The organism is Neobacillus sp. B4I6 (assembly GCF_050434045.1).
In the GTDB taxonomy this organism is placed as follows: domain Bacteria; phylum Bacillota; class Bacilli; order Bacillales; family Cytobacillaceae; genus Neobacillus.
This window is the reverse complement of sequence record NZ_JBNPWB010000002.1, coordinates 648,405-665,830: the sequence shown is the minus strand read 5'-3', so window position 1 is coordinate 665,830 and position 17,426 is coordinate 648,405. Positions and strand designations below refer to the sequence as shown.

Sequence of the window (17,426 nt, the reverse complement as noted above, 5' to 3'; positions counted from 1 at the left end):
TTTTAGTCTAGATCATTATTTTTATTAGGAAAGGTCCGCAGAAAATCTTTATTAAAGCTTGTTCCAGTCCCGATATTGTGAGAACCATCCATTTGGTGCGACCCCGCATTTTCAATGATACTTTTCCCGTACTTTTCACGAAGACTAGATAAGGTATTAAGTAACGGCTCTTTTTTCGCATCCTTTTCATAGGAAAATAAATCTAACTGTTTATAGGCATGATCATGATCCACTAAATCATTGCCTGTGATCCCTAACAATCGAATAGCATCTCCATTCCAAGCTTTTAGAAAAATCTGCTGCGCAAAGGAAGAAATGTCATCTTTATGACTGATGGGGTTGGGAAGCTTTTTACTTCTGGTAATTGTCTTCCGATCCTTATAGCGAATTGTAATTCCAAGAGTTCCGGCAAGGACATTCTTTCTCTTCAGCCTGATAGAGACCGTTTCCGCTAATGATGTTAACACACGAAAAAGTTCATGCTGATTACTAACATCCTTAGGCAGTGTTGTTGAATTGCCGATACTCTTAAATTCTTCAATCGATTCCGGGTCAACAAGGCGATGATCAATCCCATTGGCTCTTTCTTTTAATCGAAGGCCATTAATGCCTAGAAGCGTTTTAAGTTGAATCTCATTGCCTTTTGCTAATTCACCAATGGTGTGAATCCCAATTGTCTGTAACTTTTCCGCTGTCTTCTTCCCGACACCATGCATTTCGTTCGTGTTCAAGGGCCAAAGAACGTTTGGTATATCACGCTTACGAAGAATCGTAATTCCCATTGGCTTTTTCATATCTGAAGCCGTTTTTGCTAAAAATTTATTTGGAGCTATACCTATGCTGCAAGGTATATCTAGTTGTTCCAGAATCCTTTTTTGAATGCTTTCAGCGATTTCTATCGGGCTGCCGTATTCAAAGCTTTCCGTTATATCTAAGTATCCCTCGTCAATCGAAACGGGCTCTACAAGCTCTGTATAGTGCCTGAGAATTTCAAACATACCGATGGAAACGGCCCGATAACGCTCAAAATTAGGTTTCATGACGATTAACTGCGGACAAAGTTTTCTCGCTTCCCAAAGCGGCATCGTCGTTTTCACACCAAATTTTCTTGCATCGTAATTGCAGGTTACAATGATCCCTCTGCGCTCCTCGACATTTCCAGCAATTGCGAGCGGTTTACCCTTCAGTTTGGGATCATAGGCCATTTCAACCGACGCATAAAAGCTATTCATATCAACATGTAAAATGACTTTTCCGTTTTTCGGATACATTTCCTTCATGCTGGCACTTCCTTACCACATTTTCTTCCCTAATTATATCAAAAAGGAGAACCATCAGTTAGGTTCTCCTTACAACTACATTATTGATTTGCCACTTCATCGATAATCGCAAGTGTCATTTCTGCAAGCTTATACAATTCTTCAACCGGCATGCGTTCGTTTGTTGTATGGATTTCTTCATAGCCGACTGCAAGATTGACCGTTGGAATATTAAACCCAGCAAAAACGTTGGCATCACTGCCTCCGCCGCTATGCTGCAGTTCACAACTGCGGCCAATTTTTGCCGCTGCCTTGCGTGCAACTTCTACAACATGATCGCCTTCGCCAAATTTAAAGCCTGGATACATGATTTCCACATCTACCTCTGCTCTGCCACCCATTTGTGCTGCAACTGTTTCAAATGCATCCTTCATTTTGCTTACCTGAGCCTGCATTTTTTCAGGGATAAGCGAACGTGCCTCTGCTAAAATATCAACACGGTCACAAACGATGTTAGTTGCCTGACCGCCTTCAAACCGGCCAATGTTTGCTGTGGTTTCGTGATCTATTCTTCCTAATGGCATCTTCGCAATCGATTTTGCGGCAATTGTAATCGCTGAAACTCCTTTTTCAGGTGCCACACCGGCATGAGCCGTTTTACCGTAAATAACTGTTTTTACCTTTGCTTGTGTCGGAGCAGCAACAACTATGTTACCAACTAAGCCATCACTATCCAGTGCGTAGCCAAATTTTGCTTTCATCAATGAAGAATCAAGTGCTTTTGCACCTACAAGACCTGATTCTTCTCCGACAGTGATGACAAATTGAATCAAACCATGAGGTAGATTTTGTTCTTTTAATTGACGAATGGTTTCAAGCATGACAGAAATACCTGTTTTATCATCTGCCCCTAAGATCGTGGTGCCATCTGTAACCACATAACCCTCTTTAATCGATGGTTTCACACCTTTAGCCGGTGTAACAGTATCCATATGACAGGTAAAATAAATCGGGTCAACACCCTCTTTAGTTGCCGCAAGCGTGCAAACTAGATTCCCTGCACCATGGCCTGTTACAGCGGTGGTATCATCTTCAAATACATCGAGTCCTAACTCAGTAAATTTTTGTTTTAATACCTTTGCAATTTCAGCCTCGAATTTTGTTTCTGAGTCAATTTGCACAAGTTCTAAAAATTCATTCAACAGACGTTCCTGATTAACCATTATATTGACCCTCCATGTTATGTAATCACTATTTCAGTATACCTCTTTCTTATTCATATCATCAAATGAAAGAGGAGGAAGTCAATTTCAAATTATACTATAGTGGAATATTCCCATGTTTTTTGTAAGGTCTTGACTCTTTTTTATTTCTAAGCATTTCTAGTCCCTGCACTATTTTCAATCTTGTTTCTCTTGGATCAATGACATCATCGACCATGCCTCTGCTCGCCGCCACATAAGGATTGGCAAACTTTTCACGGTATTCATCGATTTTTTGCTGCCTGGTCTGTTCAGGATCTTCGCTATTATTAATTTCCTTGGCAAAAATGATATTGGCTGCCCCTTGTGGACCCATAACAGCAATTTCCGCATTGGGCCAAGCAAATACCAAGTCAGCACCAATTGACTTACTATTTAACGCCACATAGGCACCGCCATAGGCTTTTCTTAAAATAACCGTCAATTTCGGAACTGTCGCCTCGGAATAGGCAAATAATATTTTGGCTCCATGGCGAATGATTCCCCCGTGTTCTTGTTTAACTCCCGGGAAGAAGCCTGTAACATCTTCAAACGTTATGATAGGGATATTAAAAGAATCACAGGTCCGGATAAACCGAGCCGCCTTATCAGAGGAATCAATATCCAAGCCGCCAGCCATGACCCTAGGCTGATTACAGACAAGCCCTACTGATTCACCTTTGATACGTGCAAAGCCAACGACAATATTTCTAGCAAAATCCTTATGAATTTCCATGAACGAGTCCTCGTCAACAACTTGCTCAATGACTTTTCGGACATCGTATGGACGAACGGCATCGAAAGGAATAACATCCATTAATTCAGGACGGTAGTCTTCTTCCACCTGAACCTCAAATCTTGGAGGCTTCTCTTGATTATTTTGCGGCAGATAACTCAAAAGCCTGCGGACGTTCTGTAACACCTCTACTTCCGAATCGGAATGAAAATGGGCATTCCCGCTAATGGAGCTATGTACATTGGCACCGCCCAGTTCTTCAGCTGATATTTTCTCCCCTGTCACTGTTTCGATGACTTTAGGTCCCGTAATAAACATTTGACTCGTTTTTTCGACCATAAACACAAAATCAGTAATTGCCGGTGAATAGACGGCACCACCTGCACACGGGCCCAAGATTACTGAGATTTGCGGAATCACACCGGAATAAATGGCATTTCGGTAAAAAATATGTCCGTATCCATCTAAGGAAACAACACCTTCTTGAATGCGCGCCCCGCCAGAATCATTTAGGCCGATAAAGGGTGCCCCATTTTTCGCTGCTAAATCCATCACATTCGCAATTTTCTTGGCATGCATTTCCCCTAATGCACCGCCAAAGACCGTAAAATCCTGCGAAAAAAGATAAATGGGCCGACCATTAACTTTCCCGTAACCAGTCACTACCCCGTCCCCTGGGCCCTTTTGTTCATCGAGACCAAAATCATTGGTACGGTGTTCAATAAAGGGATTTAATTCAAAAAACGTCCCTTTGTCTACCAACAGATCGATTCTTTCTCTCGCCGTCAATTTTCCTTTTTCATGCTGCTTCTCAATTCGCTCGTCACCGCCTCCAAGTTCAACCTCGCGACGTTTATCATACAACTCATTTATTTTTTCATAGATGTCTATCATTTACCCCTTCATCCCCTTCTTCTCACAGAGTTCAAATAAAACCCCAGATGTGGATTTTGGATGCAGAAAAGCAATGTTTGCTCCTCCAGCACCAGGTCTTGGCTGATCGTCTATCATTCGAATCCCTTTTTCTTTCATTTCGCTAATTCTTTCTTTAATCGATACAACACCAAGTGCAACATGGTGGATGCCCTCACCGCGTTTTTCGATAAATTTAGCAATGGTACTTTCTTCCGAAGTAGGCTCAAGCAGTTCGAGTTTTGTACCTCCTGCCTCTAAAAAAGCCACTCTTACTAGTTGAGTTTCAACCTCTTCAATTCCTAGCAATGGTAAATTCAATACATCGGTATAGAAAGGAAGCGTATGTTCAAGTGATCTAACGGCAATCCCAATATGGTCGACCTTTTTAATCATTATTACCCCTCTGTTCTAAAAATTAAATTTAATTCGACAATTATCTTATTCGTGAAAAAGTTCATAAATCCTTCCTAAATTACTTAGTTGTTCCGTTGTTCATTTTTGATTTTCCTTGTACAATAGATATAAAGCGCCAAAATGTTAAGGAGGTACCCATAATGAAAAGTAAGAAAACGAGAAAAATCATTGTTTATTTAATGTTATTCGCTATGCTTGCCTCAACTCTCCTAATCGGAATTGGTACATTTCTATCATAAATATACAAAAGGAAGGGACTGTTCAAATTGAACAGTCCCTTTCCCTATTGTATTGCCCCATTATCTTTGGCAAGTGCCTCAAATGATTTTTTGGAAGAGATAACTAATACCTTTGTTCCTAATGGAATTAACGGAAAAAGCGAAGTAACAACCTCATTCTGTGTGCGGATACAGCCCTGAGAGACATATTTACCGATAGAAGCCGGCTGATTCGTCCCATGAATGCCATAGGTTCTGCCATCTGTTCCTTTTGCATCAAAGCCAATCCATCTGGCCCCTAGTGGATTCTTTGGATCCCCTCCAGAAATATTCCCTTTCCGAAAATAAGGCTCTTTTGCCTTTACCGTAATAGTGAAAAGACCTTCCGGAGTTAATTCTTGGGTTTTACCCGTCCCGACACTTACAACAGTTTGGACTTTGTTTTCATCAATAAACGCCATTTCATTGTTACTTTTGTTAACAATAACAAATGGATCGCCTGGCATAGGGTTTGGCCCCAACGGCCAAAATGGTGAAATGAAAAAAGTAATCAGGATTGGCGATAAGATTTTTATCAAAGCAGCCACCTGCCTTTTTTTCCTAGTTTGCTTCAATCTTTTTCTGTTCATTCACTTTTGAAGAAGTTTTTATTCCTTTAAACGAACTTTTTATAATCAGATAGTCATTCATTTCATTTACTAGTTGAAGTAAGGCTGCTCTGGTTTCAAATTCTTCTCTTGTCTTCGGGAGCTCCATTTCCTCAAATTCCTTTTTCATTTCTCTTAATTTTTCAATATAAATATGAGCTGTATTTCCAGGATGAACATTCTCAGAAAGTTCTTCCAGAAACTCAGCTACCATATGCCCTTGCTTTACTGTACGTGTAATGGAGGTGACAATCGGTAAGATACGTTCGATAATTTCAAATTGCTTCCCTCGCATTTTAAAATAATGAAAATATAAATTGTCATCTCGTAAAAAATGGTTTTCAACATCCTGAAGAGCTAGCGTTATAGCTTCATCTAGTAAACGAGCACTAACCGTAATCTCTTTTCCATCCCAATTACTATCTCCCGTCCGTAAATAACATACCATTTCACCGAAAATGATTTTAAAATTCTCCTCAATTTCGTTTTGATAGTCCTTTAATTTTTTATCAACGCTCGGCATATAAAGATTAATCAGTAGTGCCACGCCAATTCCAATCGTGATCACACCAAGTTCATTAAAAAAAATTGCCAGGGAGATTTTCTCTGCCATATAAATATGTAAAATAATGACACTGCTGGTCACAATACCATCAGGTGCCTTCAGCATCACAATCGTCGGTATAAAGAAAAATAACATGATCCCAATAACAATTGGGTGATAGGAGATTCCCTCAAAAAATATAGCCGAAAATGGCATCGCTAATACACAAGCTAAAAATCGATCGCCTGCTGTTCGGAGCGATCTCCGCTTCGTCACCTGAATACATAAAATGGTTAATATGCCAGCGGAAGCAAAATTATCCAGTCCAAGCTGCTGCGCAATTAAAATCGAAATAGCAGTACCAACAGCTGTTTTAATTGTTCGGTAGCCAATGCGAAATTTCATAGTAATCTCCCCAAAATAGAAAAAATAAAAAAGATGATCGATTAGACCATCTTTAGCATATCCCTATTAAAGTATTTTTTGCAAGAAATCCTGATAGTAAAGATTGATTCTACTACAATACTTTCTCTAAAAAGTCCTTTGCTCTGCTTGTACGAGGGTTATTAAAAAATTCATCAGGAGAGCCTTCTTCTAGTAATACCCCTTCATCAAGGAAGATAATACGGTCAGAAACCTCACGAGCAAATCCCATTTCATGTGTAACAATAGCCATAGTCATACCGGATTGAGCAAGATCCTTCATAACATTAAGTACTTCCTTGACCATTTCTGGATCTAGCGCTGATGTTGGCTCATCAAATAACATTAACTTCGGTTCCATGGCAAGTGCACGAGCTATGGCAACACGCTGCTTCTGTCCACCTGATAAATTATTCGGATAGGCTTTTTCTTTTTCGGTAAGCCCCACACGAGCTAACAATTCGCGTGCTTTTTTTTCAGCAAGTTCTCGCGATTCGCCTTTTACTTTCATCGGAGCATAGGTTAAGTTTTCCAAAACCGACAGATGTGGAAATAAATAAAAGTGTTGAAAAACCATACCAATTTGTTCACGAACTTTCATTATATTCGTTTTGCTATCAGTAATCTCTTGATTATTAATCCAAACTTTCCCTTGCGTTGGTGTCTCTAATAAATTTAAACAGCGTAAAAAGGTGGATTTACCAGATCCAGATGGTCCAATAATCGAAACTACTTCCCCACTATCAATATTGGTTGAGATATTTTTTAACACTTCGTTATTGCCAAATTGTTTATAGAGGTTTTCTACTTTAATCACTGTACTTCAGCCTCCGTTCAAACCGTTTCCCTGCCAAAGTCAGCACCATTACTAAGATCCAATAGATTAATCCAACAAAGATTAATGGTTCAAAATTACGATAAGTATCCGCTCCGACAACTTGCGCACGACGCATCAAATCTAGATAACCAATCGTAGAAACGATGGCTGACTCTTTTGTTAAGGTAATAAATTCATTCATCAATGCAGGTAAGATATTTTTTAGTGCTTGAGGTAAGATTAGGTCCTTCATCATGAGACGATAAGGAACACCTAGTGCTTGAGCTGCTTCGGTTTGACCTTTATCAACCGCTTGAATTCCGGCTCTGATGATCTCCGAAACATAGGCGGAAGAATTTAAGCCAAAAGCTAAGATTGATGATAAAAATGGTGAGATGTCATAACCCGTTAATTGCGGGATCGCAAAATAGATTAGCATTAATTGTAAAATTAATGGTGTACCACGAAAAATAGATGTATATGCATCTCCAAACCAATTTAATGCTTTGATTCGTGAAATTTTACACAAAGCTAAAATTGTGCCGAGGATAAAACCTAAAATAATCGAAATAATAACAAATTTTAATGTAACCCATATTCCCTCTAAAATAAAAGGAATATAAGGCACAATTTGGCTAAAGTCCAAATTCATGCCTTACACCTCACTTTATAATTTTCTTTGCGCCATTAGTCTAGTTGCCATTCATTTTATGCTTATTGCTGGTCTTTTAACCACTTGTCCTTTAATTCTTGGAGTTTTCCGTTCTCCTCCATGTCTTTAAGGACCTTATTTACATCATCAGTTAAGTCACTGCCTTTTGGAAATGCAACTGCCATTCCAGGAGAACTTGTTGTTGGATCATCAAATCCAGCTAAACCTTGTTCCTTTACATATCCTATTGCAACTGATTTATCCATATAAGCAACCTGGATACGATTTGATAATAGTTCTTGAATTAAAGTTGTTGCATTGTCTAGCGGCTTAATCGTAAAATCAACCTTTTTTTGAAGTGTTTTGGCACCCTCTTCTTGAATGGTTCCTAACTGTACTCCAACCGTTTTTCCTTTAAGATCATCGATAGTTTTAATTTTAGAATCTTTAAGCGTGATAAACATTTCACCTGAATGATTATAAGCCGTTGAAAAATCAACATTTTGTTTGCGTTTTTCTGTTGCTGACATACCAGCAAGTACCATATCCACACGTTTAGCCTGTATTGCACCGATTAAACCATCAAACTTCATGTCTTTAATCTCTAGTTTATAACCTAATTCTTTTGCAATAGCATTGGCTAAGTCAATATCAAATCCCTCGACCTTACCTGATGGATCTCTTGATTCAAATGGAGCAAAATCAGCTGATGTAGCCATTGTTAAAACTTTGTTATCTCCTGTTTTTTCTCCATCTGCTCCGTCCTTATTACCTTGTCCGCAAGCAGCCAACACTACTAATGTTAAAATCATGGTAAAAAATAAAAATGTTTTTTTCATGATGTCTCCTCCTATGATTAATAATATCTGCTTATTCTAATTTGAATTTGAATTTTTATTCAACAAAACGAATATTAACACATGAGATTTGTTTTGAAAAGATATTATCCTAATATAAAAATATTCCAAAAATTCTGCACTTTGATATATTGAACTAATATTAAAAGCAAATAAAAAGCACCTCCTTGAGAAGAGATGCCTTTTTGAGATTATGTTAATGATTGCCTACTACTGTTTGCCTAAATTCATTTTTCATTTTTTCCAATGCTTCCTTATTGATTATTAAATCAAATCCTGTTAAGGCAAGGGCCAAGGCACCTCTAGAAAGAATTTGATGGGAATTGTCAGTGATGGTTAAGTCGGCAAATTCCCTTGTATGTGCAATTAGTCCAGGCGAATCAAGACCAATATAAGGATGTATCGCAGGAACAACATGACTTACATTTCCCATATCAATGGAACCATATGAATCCTTCGCTTTCTTAACTTGCTTTACACCTGCCGCTAAGAGATTGTCTGTGAATAATTGGGATAATGCTTGATTGGTAACCATATTATCATAGCTCAATTCGTAGTTTTCAATATGAACCTCTGCGCCTGTCATTAGAGATGCACCTTTTGCTATATTAATTACCTTTTGAACAACCTCGTTTAAATAGGTACGATCCTTTGCTCGAACATAAAACTGAGCTACTGCTTTATCTGGGACAATATTGGCTGCTACTCCGCCTTCTTTAATAATCCCATGGATTCTAACATCAGAAGTCACATGTTGACGAAGTGCATTGATGCCATTAAATAATTGTATAACAGCATCCAGTGCATTAATTCCCATCTCTGGAGAAGCTGCTGCATGACTTGTTCTGCCACGGAAGTCAAATTGAATCGCATCCATCGCTAATGAATCACCACTCTCATAAGATTCATCAGCCGGGTGTAAAATCATAGCTGCATCGATACCATCAAAAATACCTTGTTCAGCCATTGGAACTTTTGCACCGTTTGTTTCTTCAGCAGGTGTTCCTAATACAACTACACGTCCGCCAATTTCATCTACCACTTTACTTAAGAGAGCTCCAGCCCCGGCACTCATCGTTCCAATCAGATTATGACCGCACCCATGTCCAACCTCAGGCAATGCATCATATTCCGATAAATAGGCAATGGTTGGTCCCTCCTTCTTAGAGTTGTATACCGCTTTAAAAGCAGTAGCTCGGCCAACAATTCCTTTTTCAACTACAAATTTATGTTCCTCAAGGAATTCTATTAACTGTTTGCTAGATTCAAATTCTTGATCCCCTAATTCAGGATGATGATACAAAGAATCACTTATCTCCCATAATCTATGTTTAATAATTTCTAAATAATTTTTTAATAAATCCTTCATGCTAAAATCTCCCCTTTAGTATGATTAAAATTGCAAAATAATTAATAAATATACATTAAAAATATCATTTTGACAAGAACAAAAGGCCAAATCAATTGATGATTTGGCCTTTCCTTCATTCGGATTCTTATATTAAACTTCTTCGCAATATTCATCAAATTCTTTTTGGAGTTTTGACACGACTGTTGCTGGATCAAAACCTTCGATTTGATGTCTTTCAACCATTGTAATAATCTTGCCGTCCTTTAAAAGGGCAAATGATGGGGAGGATGGCGGATAGCCAGTGAAATAACTTCTTGCTTTTTCGGTTGCTTCTTTATCCTGTCCAGCAAAAACAGTGACAAAGTGATCCGGGCGCTTATCATAATGTAAGGCATGTGCTGCTGCAGGACGTGCAACACCACCCGCACAACCACATACTGAATTAATCATTACTAAAGTGGTCCCTTTTTGTTCAAGTGCTTCCTCTACATCTGCAGGTGTTTTCAACTCTTTATATCCGGCAGACACGATTTCTTGACGTGCCTGGCTAACAACATCATTCATAAAAAAATTAAAATCCATGCTCATTAGATTCACTCCTTAGATTTATGACTATATCTACATATTAACAGTAAAAATGTTTGATTATCAAATATCAATACTTGTGGCAGCTTATTCTTTTTTTTGAAAAAAAGTCTTAAAAAGACTTTCCACAGCAGAAGCGACTGTCTTTCCACCGGTAATTACTTCATTCTCTAATTTTGGCAGCTGGTTCATGATCTCAGGATGGTGATAAAAATGATAGTGCAACTGATCCGTAATCATTGCATGGAGCCATTCTCTTGATTGGGCATTCCTTCTATCTTCCAATACTCCAGTGAACTTTCCTCTCGATTCAAAAGCTTGAATAACTTCCCATATCTTATCAATTCCTTCTTGAGTCAAAGATGAACAGGTATGGGCTTTTGAAATCCAACCTTTTGTCGATGGCTGCAGAAAGTGAAGGATTCGATTATAATCTTTCCTTGTCAATTCTGCCTTTTGTTTATTATCCCCGTCTGCTTTATGGACAATTATCGCATCAGCAAGCTCCAGGATCCCTTTCTTCATGCCTTGCAGTTCATCACCTGCCCCAGTCAGCACCAGAAGCATAAAAAAGTCGACCATATCCCTGATGATAAATTCACTTTGTCCGACGCCGACCGTTTCTATTAATATCACATTAAATCCCGCTGCCTCACATAGCAGCATCGATTCTCTTGTTTTTCGATGAACACCACCGAGCTTTCCTGCCGATGGTGACGGACGGATAAACGCACGTGGATTCCTTGCTAACTGTTCCATACGCGTTTTATCTCCCAAAATACTACCACCCGAGATACTCGAAGTTGGATCAATTGCTAATACAGCCACCTTTAGACCCAAACTGCAGAGATACATTCCAAACTCTTCGATAAAAGTACTTTTCCCAGCACCAGGCACCCCAGTAATTCCAACCCTTATCGAGTTTCCGCTGTAAGGCAGCAATCTTTGCAGTAACTCTTGTGATTTTTGGAAATGATGCTCTGCATTACTTTCTACAAGAGTAATAGCACGAGCAAGCAAGCCTCTGTTTCCTTTTAGCACCCCGTCAAATAATTCTTCAACTTCTAGTTCTGAAGAGTTACGTTTTTTAAATCGAATATTTTTTTGCAAAGAAGTTGCTTGACCTTCAAGTTCCTCCCCTTTTCTTACCACACTTGAGCAAAGTTCGTGCTTTCTTGGATCGCTCCATTCGGGTTTTTGATCTGCAGCCATTACTCTGCCACTTCCTCATAACCGAGTTGAAGGTAAATTGCCTTGATTACTTTTTGCGCTGCTATCGGAATCACTGTCCCAGGTCCAAAAATAGCCACTGCTCCGTTATCGTATAAAAATTGGTAATCCTGTGCTGGAATAACACCACCAATAACAACTAAGATATCTTCACGTCCTAGTTTTTTCAGTTCAGCCACTAATTGTGGCAATAGCGTCTTGTGCCCAGCAGCAAGCGAGCTCATACCTATAACATGGACATCGTTCTCAATTGCCTGCAAGGCCGTTTCTTCTGGTGTTTGGAATAATGGACCAATATCAACATCAAACCCCAAATCAGCAAATGCAGTGGCGATGACCTTTGCCCCGCGGTCATGTCCGTCCTGACCCATTTTTGCAATCAGAATTCTGGGTCTTCTACCTTCATTCTTCAGGAATTCGTCGGACATTTCTTTTACTATCAAAATTTCTTCTTCATTACTAAAAGCTTTACTATATACTCCGCTAATTGCATGGATGACCGCTTTATGTCGATTTGCTACTTTTTCGATGGCATCGGAAATCTCCCCAAGAGTTGCCCTCGCTCTTGCCGCCTTGACAGCAAGCTCCAAGAGGTTGTACTTACCTGTTTCCGCTGCTTTCGTTAAAGCGGTTATCGTTTCTTCCACTTTTTTGTCATCACGATTAGCTTTTAATACATTTAATTTTTCAATTTGTTTCAATCGAACTGCTGTATTATCGATATCTAAAATATCAATTGCTTCTTCCTTCTCAAGGCGATAACGGTTGACACCAATGATGACTTCTTTTCCAGAATCAATTTGCGCTTGCCTTCTAGCGGCTGCCTCTTCAATTCTCATTTTTGGAAGCCCAGTCTCAATGGCTTTAGCCATGCCACCTAGACCTTCAATCTCCTCAATATGTGTCCATGCTCTATTAACCAATTCATCTGTCAATTTTTCAACGTAATAGGATCCTGCCCACGGATCAATAACATTTGTAATCCCCGTTTCTTCTTGCAAAAACAATTGCGTGTTACGAGCAATCCGAGCAGAAAAATCAGTTGGCAGTGCAATCGCTTCATCCAAGGCGTTTGTATGCAGGGATTGGGTATGCCCCATTGCCGCAGCATGTGCTTCGATTAATGTACGTGTAACATTATTAAAAGGATCTTGCTCTGTCAAACTCCAGCCAGATGTTTGCGAATGGGTGCGTAACGCTAATGATTTTTCATTTTTCGGATGAAAAGATTTCATCATTTTTGCCCAAATCAATCGAGCGGCACGCATTTTAGCTACTTCCATGAAATAATTCATCCCAATTGCCCAAAAAAAGGATAATCTTGGTGCAAATGAATCTATTTCAATTCCTGCCTTGAGACCCGTACGTACATATTCCAGACCATCCGCTAGTGTATAAGCTAGTTCTAAATCAGCTGGTGCACCAGCCTCCTGCATATGATAGCCCGAAATACTAATACTATTAAACTTTGGCATGTATTTTGACGTATATTCAAAAATATCAGCTATTATTTTCATTGACATTTCCGGAGGGTAAATATAAGTATTACGAACCATATATTCCTTTAAAATGTCATTTTGGATGGTTCCAGCCAGCTTCTCCTGACTTACACCTTGTTCTTCAGCCGTCACGATGAAAAAAGCAAGAATGGGCAGAACGGCCCCGTTCATGGTCATTGAAACGGACATTTGGTCTAAAGGTATCCCCTCAAATAACGTCTTCATATCAAGGATAGAATCAATGGCCACCCCTGCTTTACCGACATCTCCGACAACACGTGGATGATCAGAGTCATAGCCGCGGTGAGTGGCTAAATCAAAGGCAACCGATAATCCCTTTTGCCCCATCGCTAAATTTCTGCGATAAAAGGCATTGCTTTCCTCTGCAGTTGAAAAGCCTGCATATTGTCTCACTGTCCACGGCCGATTAACATACATCGTTGGATAAGGCCCTCTTGTATAAGGAGGGAGTCCCGGCAGATTGTCTATATGCTCAAGGTCTTCACGATCTTCTTTTGTATAGAGCGGTTTTAAACTGATTTGTTCATTTGTCTCGAACAGTAAATCATCAATCGAGGTATTTATCTCTTGGTGTACTTTTTGCTGCCACTCTTCTTTGGTCATAAAACTTTGATCGTCAAATAAAGAAATATTTTGAAAATCAGGCTTTTGTTTCTTCAACCTTGCTCACCTCCAGGTCGTTAAGGATTGACGTTAGCGTTTCGTAGCAATTGCTTTTCATATGGATAAACTGCTTAATACCAGCATCCTTCCATTGGTCCAGTTCCTCTTTTTCTGGAAGGCCTGCTAAGTAAAAAATCAACTCAGGGAATTCAGTTTTTAGAGCAGGCAGGATTTCATAACCGATTATTTCATATTGTTCATTCGTACCGCATAAGCAATAATACTTGGCAGGAGTTTCTAAAATAAATTGTCTAGCTTCCTCTAAAGATAATATCGGCTTACTTTCGGCTGCTCTCAAACCGCCTGCTGCAAGAAAGCCCTTCATAAAATCAAGTCTTGCTTTATGCTGCTTTAATCCACCAAGACAAATCATCCCTACAGTCGGCTTTGAGCCTAATTTTTCTTCGAGATCCTTTGCCTTTTTTCGCAATTCTTCAAATGGTTCTGCCAATCTCAGATCCGGAATGGCCTCCATTTTTATTAACGATTTTTCCATAGTAGTAAAATATGAATTTCTCGTTTGAGTTTTTTTATGCGTAACAATTTCATCCAGATTAGCGTAGACATTTGTTCCAACAATGCTTTTCTTTCTTGTTTGAACATCTTGATTCTTTTTTTCATAGACAACAGCAATCTCCTGCTGCAGCCAATTTGATTTTAAAGTTTCTAGAATGCCACCATTTGCTTCAATTTGTTGAAAAAATCCCCAAGCTTTTTCAGCTAAATCATTGGTTAGTTCTTCTATATACCAAGAACCTCCAGCAGGATCTATCACTTTTGTTAGATGTGCTTCTTCCTTCAAAAGAAGTTGAGTATTTCTAGCAATTCTTTCCGAAAACGAAGTCGCACCTGTGAGATCATCGAAGGGTCGCACATGCAAGTATTGAATGCCACCAACCACGGCCGCAAATGCTTCATTTCCAGCGCGCAGAAGGTTAACATACGGGTCATTTACTGTTTTTGTGAAAGAAGAAGTTTCAGCAGCTATATGCATCCTGCCCATATCATCAGAAGATCCGTAAACATTACTTATTCGATTCCACAGTACTCGAGCGGCGCGAAGTTTTGCGATTTCCATAAAAAAATTGCTGCCAATCGAAAATTGGAAGATCATTTTTGTAAAGATTTCATCCAGTTCCATGCCTTCATTCTGAAAGTTTTCAAGATAAAATATCCCTTCAGCCATTGCGATCCCTAGTTCTTGAACAGCGCTCGCCCCACCATTATGATATGGAGCAGTATCTATTAGAATTGTACGCACATTAGGTAATTTCTCATTTGAGTGGACAATGTTTTTTACCCAATCATTGAAAAATTCCTCAGAAATACACCCCTCTTCAGCGAAAATGGCGACGGGATCAGCCCCAATATATCCTCGGAGATTGTCGATAGCCCCTTCTTGATCCGCCATTCTTTCTAATTCCGAAAGAAAAGTAATTTGTAAACTTTTTGCGTTAATTGAGAATGGATATTGACAATAGAATTCTCCTAATAATTTTGCTAGGTTTGTTTCGACATCTAGTAAAGCTTTTGAGACTTTAAATGAAATAGCCGTTTGGCCTTTATTAAATGATTGTCTGAGTTTCTGCTCCAACTCTTCTGCGGTTTGATAGGATAGTTGTTGGGCGACCACCCAGTCATTCGTCAAGTAACCTAACGGATAGGTCCCTCTTCTAAAATCTGAACCTCCTGGAAAATCAGGTACTGGTCGCTCATCTTGATGGGTATAAAGCGGTTTCAAAATAATGTTTTCATATGTAGTAGTTTGTAAGGATTCAACCGTTTTTCCTTTTAAAGATTGCTCTGCTTTAGTTTTCCATTCATGTGTGGACCCTGAAGGAAAAGACTGATTCTTTATTTTTTCCAAACTTTTCATCCCCCCCATTATACATAATTGAATTAAAATTCAATTAATTCTACTAAGTACTATTTTATGGTACAAACACTATTCAAGCAATTAAAAACAAGATAACCGCTGCCAAGCATGGTAGCGGTTGTTTTGTTTAATAAATCGAAGTTGTTGATTTTGATGTATTTTCAAGTATTTCTTTTACGCGTTGTAGGAATCGGCCGCAAACAAGTCCGTCCAACACTCTATGATCAAGTGACATACATAAATTCACCATGTCACGGACAGCAATCATTCCATTATTCATGACAACTGGACGCTTGACGATGGACTCCACTTGCAAAATGGCTGCTTGCGGATAATTGATGATACCCATTGATTGAACAGAGCCGAATGAACCGGTGTTGTTTACTGTGAAGGTTCCGCCTTGCATATCTTCTGATCTTAGCTTGCCTGTTCTCACTTTGACTGCAAGTTCAGAGATTTCACGCGCAATCCCCTTAACTGTTTTTTCATCTGCCTGTTTAATGACGGGAACATAGAGAGCATCATCCGTTGCCACTGCTATCGAAATATTGATATCTTTCTTTTGGATGATTTTATCTCCCGCCCACATAGAATTGATTTGCGGGAATTCTTTCAGTGCTTGCGCAACGGCTTTGACAAAGAAAGCGAAGAAAGTTAAATTGAAGCCTTCTTTTTTCTTAAATTCATCTTTGAGGGAGTTGCGGTACTCCACCAAATTAGTTGCATCCACTTCAATCATTGTCCAGGCATGCGGTGCTTCGTGTTTACTGCGCAGCATATTAGCGGCAATCGCTTTGCGGATGCCTGTCACAGGGATTTCAATATCACCAACTGCAACCGGAATATTGACAGATTGTGCAGATGCTGTAGGCGTAGAAACTGACTGAGATGCTGCTTGTGTTGGTGCTTCCACAACTGCTGTCTCTTGGTTAGCTTCAACATTTTGTTCTGCAACTGGAATTTTTCCTGATTCAATTAATTTTAATAGATCTTTTCTAGTAATTCGCCCGCCAGCACCGGTGCCTGACACCTTTGTTAAATCGATCCCATGCTCTTGAGAAATTTTTAGAACTGCAGGTGAATAACGGGCCTTGTTTCCTTGGTCCACTGGTTCTACACTTACTGCAGCGCTTTGTGCAGTGGCATCGCTTGTTACTAAAGCAGCAGTTTCCTGGGGAGTTCCACCTTCCATTTCAATTGTGCAAATCATTTCACCAACTGCTAATGTTTCACCTTCTTCAGCGATTAACTCCTTAACCACACCTGTAAAGGAGGATGGAACTTCTGCATTTACCTTATCTGTCATAACCTCTGCTAGGGGGTCGTATTTATTTACTTTATCGCCAACGGATACGAGCCATTTACTAATCGTACCTTCGGTTACACTTTCCCCTAACTGAGGCATTTTGATTTGTTCAATTACCACTTTTTACAACCTCCTATTGTCCAGCTCCGGCGCCTAGCCCCTCGAGTCGCTT

16 protein-coding genes are annotated in these 17,426 nt (G+C 39.4%); 1 reads left to right on the top strand and 15 read right to left on the bottom strand.

Annotated features, from left to right (window positions below; translation table 11 throughout):
* Nucleotides 1-2 precede the first annotated feature (2 nt).
* The 4 genes from QF028_RS05150 to mce form a co-directional block, all read right to left on the bottom strand.
* The gene (locus QF028_RS05150) at nt 3-1,280 is read right to left on the bottom strand and encodes a DNA polymerase IV (protein ID WP_215005145.1); all 1,278 of its coding nucleotides are present in this window, start codon (nt 1,278-1,280) and stop codon (nt 3-5) included.
* An 80-nt stretch (nt 1,281-1,360) separates the two neighbouring features.
* The gene (locus tag QF028_RS05145) at nt 1,361-2,482 is read right to left on the bottom strand and encodes a tripeptidase T (protein WP_215005148.1); all 1,122 of its coding nucleotides are present in this window, start codon (nt 2,480-2,482) and stop codon (nt 1,361-1,363) included.
* A 97-nt stretch (nt 2,483-2,579) separates the two neighbouring features.
* Complete coding sequence (locus tag QF028_RS05140) at nt 2,580-4,130, bottom strand: acyl-CoA carboxylase subunit beta (protein WP_429464421.1); 1,551 nt, start codon at nt 4,128-4,130, stop codon at nt 2,580-2,582.
* Nucleotides 4,131-4,544 carry a methylmalonyl-CoA epimerase gene (gene mce / locus QF028_RS05135; protein ID WP_429464420.1) on the bottom strand — a complete coding sequence of 138 codons (414 nt, stop codon included), beginning with the start codon at nt 4,542-4,544 and terminating at the stop codon, nt 4,131-4,133.
* 161 nt (nt 4,545-4,705) lie between these two features.
* Here mce and prli42 point away from each other — a divergent pair, with 161 nt between their 5' ends.
* Nucleotides 4,706-4,804: a stressosome-associated protein Prli42 gene (gene prli42 / locus QF028_RS05130; protein WP_179195915.1), complete on the top strand. Its 99-nt coding sequence runs from the start codon at nt 4,706-4,708 to the stop codon at nt 4,802-4,804.
* A gap of 44 nt (nt 4,805-4,848) precedes the next feature.
* Here the strand turns inward: prli42 and QF028_RS05125 are convergent, their stop codons facing one another.
* From QF028_RS05125 to QF028_RS05075, 11 genes are all read right to left on the bottom strand, one after another.
* Nucleotides 4,849-5,361, bottom strand: coding sequence for a L,D-transpeptidase (locus tag QF028_RS05125; RefSeq protein ID WP_429464419.1), 513 nt, complete (start codon nt 5,359-5,361; stop codon nt 4,849-4,851).
* 22 nt (nt 5,362-5,383) lie between these two features.
* Nucleotides 5,384-6,379 carry an aromatic acid exporter family protein gene (locus QF028_RS05120; protein WP_410888573.1) on the bottom strand — a complete coding sequence of 332 codons (996 nt, stop codon included), beginning with the start codon at nt 6,377-6,379 and terminating at the stop codon, nt 5,384-5,386.
* A gap of 112 nt (nt 6,380-6,491) precedes the next feature.
* The gene (locus QF028_RS05115) at nt 6,492-7,214 is read right to left on the bottom strand and encodes an amino acid ABC transporter ATP-binding protein (RefSeq protein WP_215005159.1); all 723 of its coding nucleotides are present in this window, start codon (nt 7,212-7,214) and stop codon (nt 6,492-6,494) included.
* Nucleotides 7,207-7,866 carry an amino acid ABC transporter permease gene (locus QF028_RS05110; RefSeq protein ID WP_168245002.1) on the bottom strand — a complete coding sequence of 220 codons (660 nt, stop codon included), beginning with the start codon at nt 7,864-7,866 and terminating at the stop codon, nt 7,207-7,209. The genes QF028_RS05115 and QF028_RS05110 overlap by 8 nt, the downstream gene beginning before the upstream one ends.
* 62 nt (nt 7,867-7,928) lie before the next feature.
* Nucleotides 7,929-8,705, bottom strand: a complete 777-nt coding sequence (locus QF028_RS05105; RefSeq protein WP_429464418.1) for an ABC transporter substrate-binding protein — start codon at nt 8,703-8,705, stop codon at nt 7,929-7,931.
* Between the two features lie 214 nt (nt 8,706-8,919).
* Complete coding sequence (locus QF028_RS05100) at nt 8,920-10,092, bottom strand: M20 family metallopeptidase (RefSeq protein WP_429464417.1); 1,173 nt, start codon at nt 10,090-10,092, stop codon at nt 8,920-8,922.
* A gap of 132 nt (nt 10,093-10,224) precedes the next feature.
* A complete protein-coding gene (locus QF028_RS05095) occupies nt 10,225-10,662 on the bottom strand; it encodes a BrxA/BrxB family bacilliredoxin (protein ID WP_410888577.1) in 438 nt (145 codons plus the stop codon).
* 84 nt (nt 10,663-10,746) lie between these two features.
* Nucleotides 10,747-11,871 carry a methylmalonyl Co-A mutase-associated GTPase MeaB gene (meaB, locus tag QF028_RS05090; protein ID WP_429464416.1) on the bottom strand — a complete coding sequence of 375 codons (1,125 nt, stop codon included), beginning with the start codon at nt 11,869-11,871 and terminating at the stop codon, nt 10,747-10,749.
* Entirely contained in the window at nt 11,871-14,069 is a 2,199-nt protein-coding gene (gene scpA / locus QF028_RS05085; protein WP_429464415.1) for a methylmalonyl-CoA mutase, read from the bottom strand. Before scpA ends, meaB begins: the two co-directional genes overlap by 1 nt.
* The gene (locus QF028_RS05080; protein WP_429464414.1) at nt 14,050-15,948 is read right to left on the bottom strand and encodes a methylmalonyl-CoA mutase family protein; all 1,899 of its coding nucleotides are present in this window, start codon (nt 15,946-15,948) and stop codon (nt 14,050-14,052) included. The genes scpA and QF028_RS05080 overlap by 20 nt, the downstream gene beginning before the upstream one ends.
* Nucleotides 15,949-16,075: 127 nt before the next feature.
* Nucleotides 16,076-17,374: a dihydrolipoamide acetyltransferase family protein gene (locus QF028_RS05075; RefSeq protein ID WP_429464413.1), complete on the bottom strand. Its 1,299-nt coding sequence runs from the start codon at nt 17,372-17,374 to the stop codon at nt 16,076-16,078.
* Between the last annotated feature and the right edge of the window lie 52 nt (nt 17,375-17,426).

Bases quoted from the DNA above. Each gene is read 5' to 3' on its own strand.
- QF028_RS05140 (WP_429464421.1), bottom strand. From the start codon at position 4,130: ATGATAGACATCTATGAAAAAATAAATGAGTTGTATGATAAACGTCGC.
- QF028_RS05095 (WP_410888577.1), bottom strand. From the start codon at position 10,662: ATGAGCATGGATTTTAATTTTTTTATGAATGATGTTGTTAGCCAGGCA.
- QF028_RS05145 (WP_215005148.1), bottom strand. From the start codon at position 2,482: ATGGTTAATCAGGAACGTCTGTTGAATGAATTTTTAGAACTTGTGCAA.
- QF028_RS05110 (WP_168245002.1), bottom strand. From the start codon at position 7,866: ATGAATTTGGACTTTAGCCAAATTGTGCCTTATATTCCTTTTATTTTA.
- mce (WP_429464420.1), bottom strand. From the start codon at position 4,544: ATGATTAAAAAGGTCGACCATATTGGGATTGCCGTTAGATCACTTGAA.
- QF028_RS05100 (WP_429464417.1), bottom strand. From the start codon at position 10,092: ATGAAGGATTTATTAAAAAATTATTTAGAAATTATTAAACATAGATTA.
- QF028_RS05120 (WP_410888573.1), bottom strand. From the start codon at position 6,379: ATGAAATTTCGCATTGGCTACCGAACAATTAAAACAGCTGTTGGTACT.
- QF028_RS05105 (WP_429464418.1), bottom strand. From the start codon at position 8,705: ATGAAAAAAACATTTTTATTTTTTACCATGATTTTAACATTAGTAGTG.
- QF028_RS05150 (WP_215005145.1), bottom strand. From the start codon at position 1,280: ATGAAGGAAATGTATCCGAAAAACGGAAAAGTCATTTTACATGTTGAT.
- meaB (WP_429464416.1), bottom strand. From the start codon at position 11,871: ATGGCTGCAGATCAAAAACCCGAATGGAGCGATCCAAGAAAGCACGAA.
- prli42 (WP_179195915.1), top strand. From the start codon at position 4,706: ATGAAAAGTAAGAAAACGAGAAAAATCATTGTTTATTTAATGTTATTC.
- QF028_RS05080 (WP_429464414.1), bottom strand. From the start codon at position 15,948: ATGAAAAGTTTGGAAAAAATAAAGAATCAGTCTTTTCCTTCAGGGTCC.